Annotated in this window: 11 protein-coding genes; 6 read left to right on the top strand and 5 right to left on the bottom strand. The window is 45.1% G+C overall.

What is annotated here, in order from left to right:
• Positions 1-201 precede the first annotated feature (201 nt).
• Positions 202-2241: a hypothetical protein gene (locus PN462_RS11550; protein ID WP_272128376.1), complete on the top strand. Its 2040-nt coding sequence runs from the start codon at positions 202-204 to the stop codon at positions 2239-2241.
• On the opposite strand, the gene PN462_RS11545 is transcribed toward PN462_RS11550, so the two are convergent.
• Positions 2228-3562, bottom strand: a complete 1335-nt coding sequence (locus tag PN462_RS11545) for a response regulator (protein ID WP_272128375.1) — start codon at positions 3560-3562, stop codon at positions 2228-2230. The genes PN462_RS11550 and PN462_RS11545 overlap by 14 nt on opposite strands.
• A gap of 125 nt (positions 3563-3687) precedes the next feature.
• Entirely contained in the window at positions 3688-4965 is a 1278-nt protein-coding gene (ahcY, locus tag PN462_RS11540) for an adenosylhomocysteinase (RefSeq protein ID WP_272128373.1), read from the bottom strand.
• A gap of 676 nt (positions 4966-5641) precedes the next feature.
• Here ahcY and PN462_RS11535 point away from each other — a divergent pair.
• Complete coding sequence (locus tag PN462_RS11535; RefSeq protein ID WP_272128371.1) at positions 5642-6742, top strand: tetratricopeptide repeat protein; 1101 nt, start codon at positions 5642-5644, stop codon at positions 6740-6742.
• Between the two features lie 273 nt (positions 6743-7015).
• On the opposite strand, the gene PN462_RS11530 is transcribed toward PN462_RS11535, so the two are convergent.
• Positions 7016-9034 carry an adenylate/guanylate cyclase domain-containing protein gene (locus PN462_RS11530; protein WP_272128369.1) on the bottom strand — a complete coding sequence of 673 codons (2019 nt, stop codon included), beginning with the start codon at positions 9032-9034 and terminating at the stop codon, positions 7016-7018.
• Positions 9035-9340: 306 nt separating this feature from the next.
• Between PN462_RS11530 and PN462_RS11525 the strand changes: the two genes are divergently transcribed.
• Positions 9341-9700, top strand: coding sequence for a rhodanese-like domain-containing protein (locus PN462_RS11525; RefSeq protein WP_272128367.1), 360 nt, complete (start codon positions 9341-9343; stop codon positions 9698-9700).
• 61 nt (positions 9701-9761) lie between these two features.
• On the opposite strand, the gene PN462_RS11520 is transcribed toward PN462_RS11525, so the two are convergent.
• Both PN462_RS11520 and trpB read right to left on the bottom strand, forming a co-directional pair.
• Positions 9762-10397 (bottom strand): ribonuclease H-like domain-containing protein, encoded by a 636-nt coding sequence (locus PN462_RS11520; protein ID WP_272128366.1) that lies wholly within the window; start codon positions 10395-10397, stop codon positions 9762-9764.
• Between the two features lie 174 nt (positions 10398-10571).
• Positions 10572-11810 carry a tryptophan synthase subunit beta gene (gene trpB, locus PN462_RS11515; RefSeq protein ID WP_272128364.1) on the bottom strand — a complete coding sequence of 413 codons (1239 nt, stop codon included), beginning with the start codon at positions 11808-11810 and terminating at the stop codon, positions 10572-10574.
• A 50-nt stretch (positions 11811-11860) separates the two neighbouring features.
• Here trpB and PN462_RS11510 point away from each other — a divergent pair, with 50 nt between their 5' ends.
• From PN462_RS11510 to PN462_RS11500, 3 genes are all read left to right on the top strand, one after another.
• A complete protein-coding gene (locus PN462_RS11510; RefSeq protein ID WP_272128362.1) occupies positions 11861-13192 on the top strand; it encodes a cytochrome P450 in 1332 nt (443 codons plus the stop codon).
• A 79-nt stretch (positions 13193-13271) separates the two neighbouring features.
• On the top strand, positions 13272-14642 hold the full coding sequence (locus PN462_RS11505) for a DNA cytosine methyltransferase (RefSeq protein ID WP_272128361.1): 1371 nt from the start codon (positions 13272-13274) through the stop codon (positions 14640-14642).
• Positions 14643-15054: 412 nt separating this feature from the next.
• Positions 15055-15513: a hypothetical protein gene (locus tag PN462_RS11500; protein ID WP_272128360.1), complete on the top strand. Its 459-nt coding sequence runs from the start codon at positions 15055-15057 to the stop codon at positions 15511-15513.
• The last annotated feature ends 152 nt before the right edge of the window (positions 15514-15665 follow it).

Raw genomic sequence — 15665 nt, 5'->3', positions numbered from 1 at the left:
CTTATAGGGCTAAGTTATCGCCTCAAAAGTCAAGGAAGTCTGACGCTTTTGTTACAAAATGCAATAATTTGTTTCAGATTAGAGGGGGTCAAGAAACGGTACTCCAAGCTGTACTAGATTTTCTGCCCCGATCTTTGAGAAACTAAACAGAAATCAACCTTGAGATAGATGCCTAACGGTTGTATAGGAGAAAACAACATCGTGAGTCAGATTGTGTGGCGCAAAATCCTTCCCCGACTGTTCTTGGGATGCTTAATCGGTGTCGTCAGTTGGGGGTTGGTCGGTTGTAGCGATCGCATTGAATCCTCAACCCCCTCCGACCAAACCCCCCAGGGTCAAACGACCTTAGCTGAAGCAGCCCCCCCAAGACCCCTACAACAACTTAATCTCCAACTCGACGACTATCAGCCCCAAGTTGAAATTACCACCCCCCAACCCAACCAAGTCCTCAGCGACACAACGGTTGAAGTCCAATTACAAGTCTCCGATCTCCCCATCTTCCGAGACGAAACCCTACAATTGGGGCCTCATTTAGAGGTCATTCTCGACAACCACCCCCCCCAAGAGGTTTATAACCTCGAAACTCCCCTCGTTTTCTCCGACTTAGAACCCGGAACTCATACTCTGCGCGTCTTTGCCTCCCGGCCTTGGCATGAGAGTTTCAAAAACGAAGGGGCCTATGCTCAAACCACTTTTCATCTATTTGCCCCATCTAGAGACAATAATCCTGATCCCCAATTACCTCTCCTCACCTATAACAGTCCTCAAGGAGACTATGGGGCAGAACCCATTTTGCTTGATTTTTACCTCACCAACGCCCCCTTACGTCTAGTTGGCCAAGATCAGGCCGATGATCCCATTGGAGATTGGCGAGTACAAGTCACCGTGAACGGCAAAAGTTTTTACCTTGACCAATGGCAACCCATTTATTTAAGCGGGTTTAAAGAAGGGACAAACTGGGTTAAATTAGATTTTCTCGATGAACAGGGCAATCCTGTTGCCAATGAATATAACAATACAGTGCGGGTAGTGAACTATCACCCCCAAGGGGAGGACCCCCTCTCAAAATTAGTCCGGGGTGAAATTGCAGTTGCAGATGCACAAGCGATTGTTGATCCCGACTACCAAAAAGAACCCGAACCCGAAACTGAATCCGAAACCGTAGAAGAAGCGGAAACCACTCCTGAAGCAGTTGAACAACCCGAAACCGTAGAGGAAGCGGAAACCACTCCTGAAGCAGTTGAACAACCCGAAACCGTAGAAGAAGCGGAAACCACTCCTGAAGCAGTTGAACAACCTGAAACTGAACCAGAAACCTTAGAAGAAGCAGAAACAGGAGAAAAAGCAACCCCAAAACCCACTGAACCCGAAAAAGTAGAAACCGAGGGAGAAGACACCGAAACTCAATCCACTGAACCGGAAACAGTAGAAGAACCAGAAACAACCCCTGAAGCGGTTGAAACCCCGGAAACTGAAGCCACTGAACCGGAAAGCGTCCAAGAAACGGAAACCGGAGAAGAAGCAGAAACAATCCCCTCTGAAGGGGAAGAACAACCGGAAACCGTTGAAAAAACGACCCCAGTAACCGAACCTGCGGACACAGGAGACAGTGACACAGCGGCCACTCCCTCCGAGGAAACCGAGGAAAGTCCAGAGAAAGACCAACCTGCGACAAAACGCAATCCCATTCAACGGTTTTTTGATCGAATTTTGCGTCGTGAAGAAGAAACCCCTCTCCCTCAGATTGAACCAAAAAGCGACACGGTAATTACTGATCCTCTCACGGTTGAACCGAAAACAGAGGAAACAGAGTCGAGTTCTAAAGCTCAATCTGGGGAGGAGATGGAGGACTCTGACCAGGTAGAATCAGAGAGTGAAGCTAATTCTGAATCTCAGCAAGGGGGACTGACAGAGGAAACAGAAGCAGCAGAGAGTGAGGTGAATGCTGAATCTCAGTCCACTGAAACCTCTGAGGAATCGTCAGAGAGTGATGTGAATGCTGAATCTCAGTCCACTGAAACCACTGAGGAATCGTCAGACAGTGAAACTAATGCTGAATCTCAGTCCACTGAAACCACTGAGGAAGCAGCAGAGAGTGAAACTAATGCTGAATCTCAGTCCACTGAAACCACTGAGGAAGCAGCAGAGAGTGAAACTAATGCTGAACCTCAGCAAGAGGAGAAGATAGAGGAAACAGAAACAGCAAACCGTGATGTCACTGCAAACTCTAATCTGGACTAGCATCAGAAGCAGTATCTGAGAGATATTGATCAAAGAGTGCTTTCACTTTTTCGGGGGTAATGGGTTTCACCAAGAAATCTGTTACCCCCGCAAACTTGGCCCGTACTCGGTCAATCATATTACTCTTGTCAGTCAGAATAATGATGGGGGTTTGCTGAAAACTGGCTGAAGCGCGTATTTTCGAGCAGAGATCGTAACTATTGGTGACAGATTGGCTATTCTCTAAGACAATTAAATTGGGTTGTTGTTGGAGGAGGACGGGGAGAGGGGATTTATTACTAGCGATCGCAACCGTCCGATAATGAAACCAATCGGAAATCTCATCCAAGGTCTGACGGTGTTCCTCATCCTCTACCAATGTGGCAATTAAGGTGGGTTCAGTAGGTTCAGTCCATTCCCAAAGTCCCTCTTTCCGCAACATAACAGCAGGTTTACCCTGAAATTCTGGACAGGGTAAGTCAGGGATGCGAGTCAATTGAATCAAATGACGATGAATATAAGGCAGTAGGGAACAACTCACCGTCAATAAATCCTGTTCACAGAGAATGGCCACATCCCGCAAAGTTCGTTGTCCGTTTAATAATTTCCGTAAATTCTGATACGTCGCTTCTGGTGCGTATTCTTGCAGTTGAGAGGGATCAGTAATAACGGGTGCGAAATTAGGCGAATATTTGTAGAGGGTGGCCTGAGACCATTGTTCCCAGACTAACTCTATTTGTAAAAAGGCCGCCTCTAAAGACCAAGTGGAACTCTGGGGCAAAATGCTAGAGTGGGAAGGCCGCACCCCTGGATAGGGAGTCAGTCGGTACAGAGGTTTATGGGTGTGACGACTTTTAGGATTGCGTTGTAATTTCTTCTTACGGGAGGTTAACTCCCAAGTTTGGGATATATCAAAGAGAACTTCTGTGATCATCCCTAACATGGCCGCCACAACTGCTTTTGTAGGGGACAGTTGACGCTGAATTAATACGGCCAACACTTGATAATCCCAACATTCCCAACGATCAGAGCGACGTAAATTAAGCTGAGAAGGGGAAATATCTGGACAACACCGCCAAAGCTGACGTAACCAACGGCGGACGGGATGAAAGCCACCCGTTGCCCAAACCAATCGCCCTAAACTAAAATACAACTCCCATTGTTCACCCGTCACCAGTTGTAGGGAGAGTTTACCCGTAAACTTGTTATGACTGTAAGACAAGAGTTGTTCTTTCAGGTCTGGGGAGGCTTGAGAATCATGGGCAGGGCTAGAATCTGGCTGTTGGGGGGCGATCTTAGATCGCCCCGAGGAATTGAGTGGAGAAGGGTTGACAGGAGTCATGATTTAGGTTGGTTATGATGGACCCTGATTTTAGTCTAGAGTCCTTCGCCCCCAAATTTGCAAGAGTCAAAGAAAAATTTTACTCTCATCTTACTCTCCTGTCGTGCCGCCACTCAGGCTTCAACCTAGGTTCCCACGGTCCAGGAATTGATGTACTCAATTTGATCCGGGGTGAGGGTATCAATTGCGATTCCCATGGCTTTGAGTTTCAGAGCCGCGATTTCTTTGTCCACTTCTTCGGGAATGGAGTGTAAACCAGGCTGTAAGCTGCCTTTGTTTTTCACTAAGTATTCACAAGCTAAGGCTTGGTTAGCGAAGCTCATATCCATTACCGCGCTGGGGTGTCCTTCAGCAGCCGCTAAGTTGATTAAACGACCTTCCCCCAAGACGATCACGGATTTGCCACTGGGAAGGATATATTGTTGGGTGAAGTTCCGAACTTCTTTAACTTCCGTAGCTTTTTCCCGTAAGGATTTCAGATCGATCTCTAAGTCGAAGTGACCAGAGTTACAAACGATCGCACCGTCTTTCATCACATCGAAATGCTCAGGGCGGATCACGTGCTTATTCCCGGTGACGGTGATGAACACATCCCCTTGTTTCGCGGCTTCGGACATAGGCATGACGCGGAAACCGTCCATGATAGCTTCAATGGCACGGGTGGGATCGATTTCGGTGACGACCACATTACCGCCTAACCCACGGGCGCGGAGGGCTGCCCCTTTACCACACCAGCCATAACCGGATACTACCACGGTTTTCCCGGCTAAGAGGATGTTGGTGGCGCGGATAATGCCGTCCATGGTGGATTGCCCGGTCCCATAGCGGTTATCGAAGAAGTGTTTGGTGTCCGCATCGTTGACGTTCATGGCGGGGAAGGAGAGAACCCCATCTTTGAACATGGCTTGTAAGCGGACAATTCCGGTGGTGGTTTCTTCGGTGGTCCCGATGATTTCGGATAATTGGTTTTGACGTTCCTGAATTAATGTAGCGGTCACGTCGCTTCCATCGTCAATAATGATGTTGGGACGATGGTCTAAAGCGGTTTGGACGTGACGGTGATAAGTTTCGTTATCTTCCCCTTTGATGGCAAAAACAGGAATTCCGTACTCCGCAACTAAGGCCGCAGCAACATCATCTTGAGTAGAGAGGGGGTTACTAGCGATTAACATCGCGTCTGCTCCCCCTTTGTTTAGCGCGATCGCTAGATGGGCTGTTTCTGTAGTAACGTGACAGCAAGCAACCAAGCGAATCCCAGTGAAAGGTTTCTCTTGGGCAAAACGATCTTGAATCTGGCTCAGTACGGGCATTTCCCGTCCAGCCCATTCAATCCGTTGTTTCCCTTGAGTAGCAAGGTTAATGTCTTTAATTTCGTGTTTGGGAGGTGTGATGGTTGCAGTCATGAGTATAAAGTTGTAACTTCGGAAAATCCGTTTTGAAAAACGGGTAGAAAAAACGACTCAGGCAAATAGATTCGCCATTCCCCAATAGGGATTGAGTTCTGGGAATCCCGGTTTTTTAACCGGGCTGCTGACTTTTGCACAAAGTTCGCTCTGTTATCTTACCCGAAAGTTGGACAAGTGGGAATAGCAAATTGTGATCACTGCAACTGTAATGAACAAAAACTTATGGGATTTTTAAGGGTTTACCCCCATTCAGTTGAGGAAGGGCTTGAGAAAGGCAAGAGGTGAAAAGCTACTAAGATAAGGGTTTCACCAACTTATCCTCTCGGAGACAGGGGAAAAGGAGAATGGCGCACCAATTTTTCGGATTTCATGACTCTGGATGATTTTTTTTAGGTTGATTTAATTTTGGCAAGGCTTGGGGATTCAGGGGAGACCCTTTTTCATCCGGAACTTCTTCCAGTTTTGGGGGAGAGTCGGGGGTTTCTGGGAAGGGATTACTCTCGGTGAAACTAAAATCACTTAAAATTAACTGAAAGGCTTACTGTGATTAGTTTCTGACCTTTTTTTTAGGGTAAGGGTAAAACCTTCCTATTCCCTGTTCCCAGTTCCGGAGTTCCCTGTTCCCTTCAGACGCTGATTACTGATTACTGATTACTGATTACTGATTTTGACCATGAATCTTAAATTAATTGGGCTATGGGGCATCATATCTAGTCTGAGTTTACTGTTTCCCTCTGGAGTTGTCGCTCAGGCCGTCGATAACTTAGACCAACAATTATTAATTCCGGGGGCCGACTCCCCCTTGGGACCAGAAGGCGAGAGCTTCCCAGGCAACACGGAAACCGGAACGCTCCGCAACGAAGCCGATTTTTTAGTCCGTCAAGGCCGCCAAGCCGCCGCCCGTGGCGACTACGAACGGGCTGTATTACTCTGGGAAGGGGCCCTAGACCTCTATGAACAAATTCGAGATGATGCCGCCCTAGCCACCGCAGCCGAAGCATTAGGCAACGGTTACAGTCAATTGGGACAATATGCCAAAGCCGAATATTATATCCGCCGTCGTTTAGCTGTATTACGAGACTTAGAGGACTTTCGCGGCCAAGTGGATGCCTTAAACCATTTAGGGACTGTTCTCCTGTTTAATCAAAATTTAGACGGGGCTGGGGCGAGTTTTCAACAAGCCCTAGACATTGCCCAAAGTATTGACAGTCAAGAAGGCATTGCCCTCAGTGTAAGTAATTTAGGCTTATTAGCCACCCGTGAAGGACAATATGCCGTCGCCATTAAACGGTACAGACGCGCCTTAGAATTCCGTCGGCGGTTTAATGACTATTCCGGCCAAGCCAACACCCTCAACAATGCCGGAGATACCTATCAAGCCTGGGGGAAACACGACTTAGCCTTACCGGAGTACCGTTTAGCCCGATGGTATGCCCAAGAAAGTAATGATCTTCACAACCATTTTCGCGCCTTACGCGGGTTGTCCATTTCTTATGTGAAAACCGGGTTATTAAGTCCGGCCTTTGAAGCCTTAGATGAATGGGTAACATTAGCGCGAGCTACAGACAACTTATCCCAAGAATTAGCGGCTTTACACTTATACGCCAAATATTATGCAGGTTTAGGCGAACGACAACAAGCGCAGAATTTGTATAATAACGCCATTGCCGTTGCTCAACGCCTAGAGGATGAACAGTCCGAAGCCATCCTCCGCAACGAACTCAACCAAGTTATTTTTGATTTCCCCTTCGGCATTCCCCCTCATCAAAATTAGGGGTTAATTGGTTATTGGTTATTTGTAGTTGGTTATTGGTTGTTGGTTAAGCCGTCACACCTTTAAATTGGGATACCGTAGCGACCAAGATGGTCGCATTACGGGATTTTTGGAATTCTTGATATTTTGGTTTAGATAACGAACAGCTTATTGGGGCAAAAATTAGCTTTTATCTGTTCATAGTAAGCTCTTTAGAGCTTACACAAAGATAATTATAAACCTTCCTAATGTTGGGTTACGCGACGCTCCACACAACCGACAACACCCCCCCCATTACACCTTCTGTAATAACACAAATAAAAACACCCAAACCACCCTATCTTGGGAACTTATTCCCCATAACTCTTGAAAAATCGCTTTAGCTTCCTTAAACTTACCCATCCCATAAAACTGAATCGCCATCTCAAACTGTTCTTTCGTTTCTGTTTTAAATGCCTTTAACGCTGGAGGATCATGATCGTAAATTTCATAAACCCCAACAGGCTCTCGCTTTCCTTTTACTAAAATTTGCCCTAAAAACCGATAGCAATATTGTGCTGGATTGGCTAATTTGTTCAGCATTTCATCACTCACCAAAAAACTTGCATAATACTGCTTTGTAGAGTCTTCTAAACGAGAGGCTAAATTCACCGCATCGGCAATAACAGTGGTTTCCATTCGTTGAATTTCCCCAATTGTTCCTAACATTAAACTGCCCCAATGAACCCCAATGCCAATATTAATATTAGGATAGCCTTTTTCCTGACTCACTGCATTAAATTCTTGAACCTGTTGCTGCATTGCTAATGCTGCATTCATGGCATCTTCTGGGGAGTTGGGAAAGAGTGCCATGACTGCATCCCCAATATATTTGTCAATAAAGCCATGATTTTGCCGAATGACTGGCCCCACCTGACTTAAATAGGCATTCAAAAAGTTAAAATTATCTTTGGGGGGCATACTTTCGGAAATACTGGTAAAAGAGCGAATATCCGAAAATAAAATCCCCATTTCTTTCTGGACTTGATCCCCTAATTTTACATCAATGATGCTTTCTTTTTCTAAGGCTTCAAAAAATTCATAGGGGACAAATCGTTGCAGGGATTTATTGTAAATTTTTAAGTAATTTTGGGCATGGGTGAAGCGTCTTTCTAGGATTAACGCAAGGCAAAAAATAAGCAGTAACATTCCCCAAGGGAAAAGACGTAGCCCGATAAACAATTTAGGGAAAACATAGACAATTATATCATGAATAGCGGCAATTAAAAAGCTCGAAAAGCCCATAGTAAAGATTTTGGCTTCGGGTTTCCCTTTGAGGGCATTTTTACAAGCGAAAAAGATGAGACAGAAGGCACTAAAAATCCCTAAAAACTGGGTGGGGAGGGCGGCTTCATTCCAAGTAATAAGTCCCTTGCCAGCCAAAATTAAGGCTAAGGGAGCATAAAAAAGATGAATTTGCCACAGTCGCCGGATAATATTGTGGTTTTCTCGACTGAAGGCTTGTTCATAGAAAATTAAAATAATACTGGGTAATAAATGGAATGCACTGTGATGAATGAAGGTGACAGCCATTCCGTAGTTTAAAATTAATCTCACAACATTGGAGAAGGTGAGGGTATAAATGCCCAGCACGAGGTTAAATAACCCGAAGGCTGTATAGAGGTTATTAACTCGTTTATAGAGGGAGATGGCGAGGGGGAAAATGCCGCAAAATACAAAGAGAAAACCGAGGGCAATTTGTAAGCTATCGGCGAGGAAAAAATGACGAATGAGATCGGGTTTATTGCCGATTAAGGGAAGCCCGGTATAACCGAGGGGGATTCTTAATGCTTCATCGGTATGAACCCGCAAATAAAGGGTGTCTTGGGGTAAGGGGTCGGGTAAGGAAATGATGGGGAAGGCCCCTTCACTGTGAATGAGGTTGTTGTCTGCATCCACTCCCTTGAAGGTAAAGAGGGGTTGGCCTTGAAAATAGCCTTCTAAAATATGAGGAATTCCCCGTAAATACAGACTGGGAGAAGACCAGTTTTTGCTGGGGAGGGGGATGGCTAACCAAAAAAAGTTAGTCCCTGGGGGGATTTCCAGGTGACTGGGGACGGATAAGGGTTGCCAGTCCGCAGAGGTGGGAGACTCATCCAACAGTTGGGGGAGTCCTTTGGCGTTGGTGGGGGAGTCCCCTAGGCGATATTGCCAATTTTGGTTAAGGGTGATGGGATTAAGGGGGTGTTGTGCTTGTAGGGGGACGACCCAAAGGAAGGCAATGATCACTAAACCCAGAATAAGGGGGAGGGAAGTCCGAAATCCGCGCCACATCCAAAAATCCTCCTTGGGCCAGGGTTGGTAAGTCGTCCCTGACTCTTGTGTTTTGTTGTCGATTCATTGGCACCCTGATGATTGCTTGGAGTCTTGAGACAATGGGGGGAGATCGGCCATTCACGGTGAGATACAGTGAGATGCTGATCCGGCCTCCATTGTTTTCAGTGTCTCTGACATCAATATATCTTCACAACAGCAAAAACCGCAGACTATCTCTGGAGCATAATTTAATTTTAGTGTCAATGATTACACGAAAAATTTTTATAATTCTTAAAATAGAGGTAGAGATTACTCCGTATAAAAATGCTAAACTTTCTTCCCACACCACCGCCCCTCCAACCGAAATCCCGTGCCGATGAGCTAAAATACCGTTTAGACTGGGGTGAGCCAGCGTTGACGATTATTGACGTGCGCGATCGCAAGGATTTCAACACCAGTCACATTGTCGGCGCGATCCCCATTCCTCTGGGGGAATTAGTGGAGCGTATCGAGCAATTATTAGAGCGCGATCGGGATATTTACATCTACGGCAACAGCGACACCGAAACCGCAGACGCAGCCGAAAAATTACGGGAAGCCGGATTTACTCACGTTTCCGAATTACGGGGCGGTGTAGCCGCATGGCAAGCCTTTGGTTATCCCATCGAGTCAGGATGGGTTTAAGGTGTTGAATCCCCAATCCCCAATTACCCATTACCAATTACCCATTACCCATCACCCAAAACTACTTATGCTGAAAAATATCCTTAAAATGACTTAAATCTAAATCAACAAACACCGGAAGACATTGAAAACAACGATAGGCTAACTCCAAGCGTTCTTCTCGTCCCAACATTTCCATTAACTTCTCTCGTAAACTAATAAGATAGCGCACATCATTAGCCGCATAACTTAACTGTTCGAGAGATAAATTGGAGACATTTCCCCAATCGGAACTCTGAGAAGATTTATCTAACTCAATCCCCTCTAACTCCTGCACCAACGCCTTTAAACCGTGGCTAGAGGTATAAGTGCGAGCGAGTTTGCTGGCAATTTTAGTGCAAAAAATCGGTTGAGTTAACACCCCGAAAGTGTGTTGAAATTGTGCCACATCAAAGCGGGCATAATGGAAAATTTTAACAATCTTTTGATCCTCCATTAATTGAGTTAAATAGGGGGCAGTGGTTTGCCCTTTGGCGATAGGAATTGCCGTGACTAATCCTTGGGCATCGCAAACTTGAACCAGACAGAGGCGATCGCGCTGTGGAATTAGCCCCATCGTCTCCGTATCCACCGCCAACACATCCGCCTGTTGATACCGCTTAAACGTCTCCTCATCTAAATCACCTTCGCACACTTGAAAATCATCTAAATTGGTCATTTTTTGGATTATTTGTTAGTTATGTTATTTATTCTTTTCCCCCCTTTTCAAGAGGGGTTAGGGGGGATCATTTTTTACTTCCCAGATAGGTCTAGGAGTCGAGAAACCGGGTTTCTGCATAAAATGGCAAGAATTAACCCCAACGAGCATAAGAAACCCCATTTCTTACCTCCCTTACCCATTCCCCTCCAAATACTTCGCCACCGTCTGCACATCCTTATCCCCCCGGCCAGAGCAATTAATCACAATACGGGGACTCCCCTCCAACGTAGGGCATAACGTCTCCAGATAGGCAAACGCATGAGACGTTTCCAACGCCGGAATAATACCCTCCAAACGGGATAAACGCTGAAACGCCTCCACCGCCTCCGCATCCGTAACACTGTAATACTCCGCCCGTTGACTATCCTTGAGATAACTATGCTCCGGGCCCACCCCAGGATAGTCTAACCCAGCACTAATCGAATGAGCCTCCGTCACCTGGCCCTCCTCATCCTGTAACAAATAACTCATCGCCCCGTGTAACACCCCAGGACGGCCCTTCGTCAGGGTGGCCGCGTGTTTCAGCGTGCCTTCCCCCTCACCCGCAGCCTCAACACCAATTAAACGCACCGAAGCATCTCGCACAAACTCATAAAATAACCCCATCGCATTGGACCCCCCACCCACACAGGCCAAGAGAATATCCGGCAAACCGCCCCATTTCTCCTGACATTGCTCACGGGTTTCCTGGCCAATAACTCCATGAAAATCTCGCACCATCATAGGATAGGGATGAGGACCCGCCACAGACCCTAAAATATAATGGGTCGTCTCCACATTCGTCACCCAGTCGCGGATAGCTTCAGAAGTCGCATCCTTGAGCGTCCCCGTCCCCGCTTCCACAGGTTGCACCGTCGCCCCCATGAGACGCATTCGGAAGACATTTAACGCTTGTCGCTCCATGTCCTGGACTCCCATATAAATCACACAGTCTAAGCCAAAACGGGCGCACACAGTCGCCGTAGCAACCCCATGTTGGCCTGCTCCTGTTTCAGCAATAATGCGCTGTTTGCCCATACGACGGGCTAAAAGAGCTTGACCCAAAGCATTATTAATTTTGTGGGCCCCCGTATGGTTGAGGTCTTCCCGTTTCAGGTAAATTTGGGGGCCCGTGCCGTCCGGTTTCCCATAATGGGCCGTCAGTCGCTCGGCAAAATAGAGAGGGTTAGCTCTCCCCACATAGTCGCGCAGGAGAGCATTTAATTCTTCGAGAAACTCCGGGTCGTTTTTGTAGCGTTGATAAGCGGTTTCTAACTCGCTCAAAGCAGGCATTAGAGTTTCCGGGACATATTTGCCGCCGAATTGTCCGAAACGACCGAGGGAGTCGGGTTGTGTTGCAGTTTGTGAAGGATTAATAGGTGTAGTGGTCACGATTTTGGGAAAATAGGCTTGTCACGAGTTTTTATTATAGTGTTTTGTCTGTGAGTGTTTCTAGTCTATCTACCCCTCCCCTCTGGCAAACTTTCCAGTTAGTCCTCAACCCCATTCGCTTTTTTGAGAAGTCTTCCCGACGCTACGGAGACATTTTTAGTACGCGAGTGTTAGGACTGGACTCCCCTCCAGTGGTGTTTGTCAGCCACCCAGAGGCCGTGAAGCAAGTCTTTACGGCCCCTGGGGGGACTTTTGCTTTGGGAAAAGTAACCGATGTGTTTCGACCGTTGACGGGGCCCCAGTCGTTGATTATGTTAGATGGTGCGTCTCATCTACGACAGCGTAAGTTATTAATGCCCCCGTTACATGGGCAGAGTTTACAAAGTTATGGGCAAACTATTCAAGACATTACCTTAGACACCCTTTCTCGGTTGCCGAAAAAGCGGGTTTTTCGTCTCCGTCCCTATCTGGCAGAAATTACCCTAGATATTATTTTAAGGGTAGTGTTTGGTATAGGGCGAGGACAACGGTATGAACGGTTAAAGGGGTTAATTTCTCAGTTATTAGAGGAAATTACTCAGCCGCTTTATTCGACTTGTTTCTTTTTCCCCCCTTTACAAAAAGATTTGGGGGTTTGGAGTCCTTGGGGACATTTTTTACAGCAACAACGGGAGATTGATGAGTTAATTTATCAAGAAATTCGGGAGCGTCGCCAACAGCAGGAAGACTTGGGGATGGATGTGTTAAGTTTACTGTTGAGGGCAGAGGATGAAGCGGGGCAGGGGATGACTGATGAGGAGTTGCGAGATCAACTAATTACTTTGTTATTGTTAGGCCATGAAACCACCGCATCGGCGTTAGATTGGGCGTTTTACTGGATTTATAGTCAAGATGTTGTGTTATCTCGACTGGAGCAAGAGTTGAACACAGTGGGGACTCAAGCTGCTCCCCATGAGTTGTGCCAGTTGCCCTATTTACAGGCAGTTTGTCAGGAGACATTACGGACGTATCCCATTGCGATTATTGCCCAACCTCGTGTGTTACAAGAGGATTATACAATTCATAACTATCTCTTGACAAAAGACACAATTGTTGTCCCGAATATTTATCTGGCTCATCATCGGGAAGGGACGTTTCAACAGTCTGATCAATTTAATCCAGACCGCTTTTTAAATCGGACATTTACGGCCTATGAATTTTTCCCTTTTGGTGGGGGGAGTCGCAGTTGTATTGGTGCGGCGTTTGCGTTGTTTGAAATGCAGGTTATTTTAGGGACAATGGTGGCTGAAACTCGCTTTCAGTTACAAAACCGTCTCCCGGCCAAACCAGTCCGTCGGGGGATTACTTTTGTCCCGTCGGGGGGGTGTCGGATGATCCAGTAATGGTTAACTTGAATTGCCTAGAATTTTGAGATAACCCTACAGACCAGTTACAATAGGTTAAGTCAAGAAATTCTAGCGAATGGCAATCCGTACCGAAACGAATCAGTTAGATATATTTCAATTATTACAACCTCTCAATCCCAAAAGTATCCAAAAAAAGTTTACGTTTGTTGATTTATTTGCGGGGATTGGGGGGGTTAGGATTCCTCTGGAACAATTGGGAGGAACTTGTTTAGGGTATTCAGAAGTTGATAAAAACGCGATTCAGGTTTATCAGCAAAATTTTATTAAAAATAAAGAGAGTGACAAAATTGATTTAGGTGATATTCAAGCAGTTGGGAAGCTGCCGTTTACTGTGGATTTAATGGTGGGGGGTGTACCTTGTCAACCTTGGTCAATTGCTGGCAAACTCAAAGGGTTGGAAGATTCGCGGGGAAAATTGTGGCTGGATGTCTTCCGTCTCGTTAAAGTCAATCAACCCAAAGCCTTTATTTTTGAAAATGTCAAAGGTTTACTTGAACCGAGAAACCGTAGTAGTTTAGAGTATATCTTCAAAAATTTTACTGAATCAGGCTATATTGTAAAATACCAAGTCCTGAATTCCTATGATTTTGGTTTACCGCAAGATCGAGACAGAATTTTTATTGTGGGAATTCAAGATAAACTTGAGAATTGTTGGGGGTTTACGTTCCCAAAACCGCTTAATCATAAAGTGAAACTCTATGATGTGATCTCTGGACTTGAACCCTATGAGTTAAAAAAAGCTAAATTTCCTCCCGAAGTATTATACTCAACGGGAAAAGTTCCACCGTCTAGAGGCAGATTTCAAAAACCTGATGAATTAAACGATTTTTTTACGTTTGCTGATATACGAGATGGACATTCAACGATTCATTCTTGGGATTTAATTCCAACTACTCCTAGAGAAAAGCTAATCTGTCAAACCCTATTAAAAAATAGACGAAAAAAAATCTATGGTTCTAAAGATGGTAATCCGCTAACTTTTGAACAATTACAAGGCTTGCTTCCTGATTTAAAAGTTTCAGAACTTAATCAATTAATTGATAAAGGAGTTTTAAAAAATAAAGAAAATAAAGGCTATAAATTTGCTAATTCTAAAATCTCATCTGGTATTAATGGCGTTTGCAAAATTTATTTACCCCATGGAGATGCAGTGGGAACTTTAACAGCAACAGGTGTTAGAGATTATGTGGCAACTGTTCCTTTTAAATGCCAAAATCCAATAGCCTATAAGCAGGATTTTATTAAAAATATTTATAGTCCGAGAAATTATAAGCCTTTAACTGCTCAAGATTACGCAAAATTACAAGGTTTTCCTGACAACTTTCAACTTTTCAGTAATGAAAATAAAGCTAAATATCAGTTTGGTAATGCTGTTTCAGTTCCAGTTGTCTATCACTTAGCAAAAGAAGTTTTACCCTTTATTTAATCAGAATAATGACCACTATTAGTAACAAAACACGAGAAGCAATCATTGGTCGGCGGCGAAACGACTTATCAGGACTTGTTAGAGATTTATATGGCGGTTGGTCGGGAGAAAAGCAAATATATGCTGGATACTTTAGCGTTTGGATTTTAATGAGAGAGATGGGTTAGACTCTCTGACAGGCGGATATCCTCCATACCGTTTTCATATAGGAAAATTCAGGAAAGACTAACTGCCGCCTCTCTAAAAAAGCCAATATTTAAAACTAGACAAAACCTGCTCCTCTAACCTCCAAAACCCTCATCTCATAAACCTCTCCTCAATTTCACACAAAAACAATAAAATATGCTCTTTTTCAAGACATTTCCCTCACCCCTCCCTTAAAGTAGAACTAACCCTCACAGAAGCGGAGATCATGCGAACCCAAGCACCCCTCACCCAACTCCAAGGCAAACTGGGAGAAAGCGTCGGGAATTTTGTTGTTCCGACACGGGGAACAATTCGACTAGAATTACAAGGCCAAATGCTATGTAGTCAACAAAAAACGGCCTTCAACCTAGAAACCAAAACCACCTACCTCCCCTTAAAAAATATAGACAGTATCGAAATTGTCTCTGGACCCATTTGGTGGTTATTATGGGTGGGTCTAATCACCATCATTTGGATCATTGGAATCATTTTTATTATTGCCTTTTTCCTGATCAAACGAGAACGCTTAGTCGTTCACTCCGGCCAAACCATCCATATCCTATTCTTTCCCACAGAACAGCAAAAACGAGTCCAACAATTCACCCAAACGGTACTCACTCAACTCCAGTCGGCCTCGACTCCCCCCTCCCCCAAACGCAAACCCTCGGCAAAAAAGCCAGGTTAATGCCCCTCTAGGGGACTTGCTTCATACTTCTTCGTATAACTTAATGAATTAATGTTACTGCCTATAACCAATTATTGAAAAATAAAACAAACTATCAAAATATGCTTACCTCAAGGTCTATTTCCTTAAAAGAGTTGCTAAGGTAGAACCTA

The sequence above is a fragment of the Spirulina sp. CS-785/01 genome (assembly GCF_028330525.1).
In the GTDB taxonomy this organism is placed as follows: Bacteria; Cyanobacteriota; Cyanobacteriia; order Cyanobacteriales; family Spirulinaceae; genus JAQMSD01.
This window is presented reverse-complemented; position numbering and strand designations above follow the sequence as displayed.

Bases quoted from the DNA above. Each gene is read 5' to 3' on its own strand.
- PN462_RS11500 (WP_272128360.1), top strand. From the start codon at position 15,055: ATGCGAACCCAAGCACCCCTCACCCAACTCCAAGGCAAACTGGGAGAA.
- PN462_RS11520 (WP_272128366.1), bottom strand. From the start codon at position 10,397: ATGACCAATTTAGATGATTTTCAAGTGTGCGAAGGTGATTTAGATGAG.
- PN462_RS11505 (WP_272128361.1), top strand. From the start codon at position 13,272: ATGGCAATCCGTACCGAAACGAATCAGTTAGATATATTTCAATTATTA.
- PN462_RS11535 (WP_272128371.1), top strand. From the start codon at position 5,642: ATGAATCTTAAATTAATTGGGCTATGGGGCATCATATCTAGTCTGAGT.
- ahcY (WP_272128373.1), bottom strand. From the start codon at position 4,965: ATGACTGCAACCATCACACCTCCCAAACACGAAATTAAAGACATTAAC.
- PN462_RS11525 (WP_272128367.1), top strand. From the start codon at position 9,341: ATGCTAAACTTTCTTCCCACACCACCGCCCCTCCAACCGAAATCCCGT.
- PN462_RS11530 (WP_272128369.1), bottom strand. From the start codon at position 9,034: ATGTGGCGCGGATTTCGGACTTCCCTCCCCCTTATTCTGGGTTTAGTG.
- PN462_RS11545 (WP_272128375.1), bottom strand. From the start codon at position 3,562: ATGACTCCTGTCAACCCTTCTCCACTCAATTCCTCGGGGCGATCTAAG.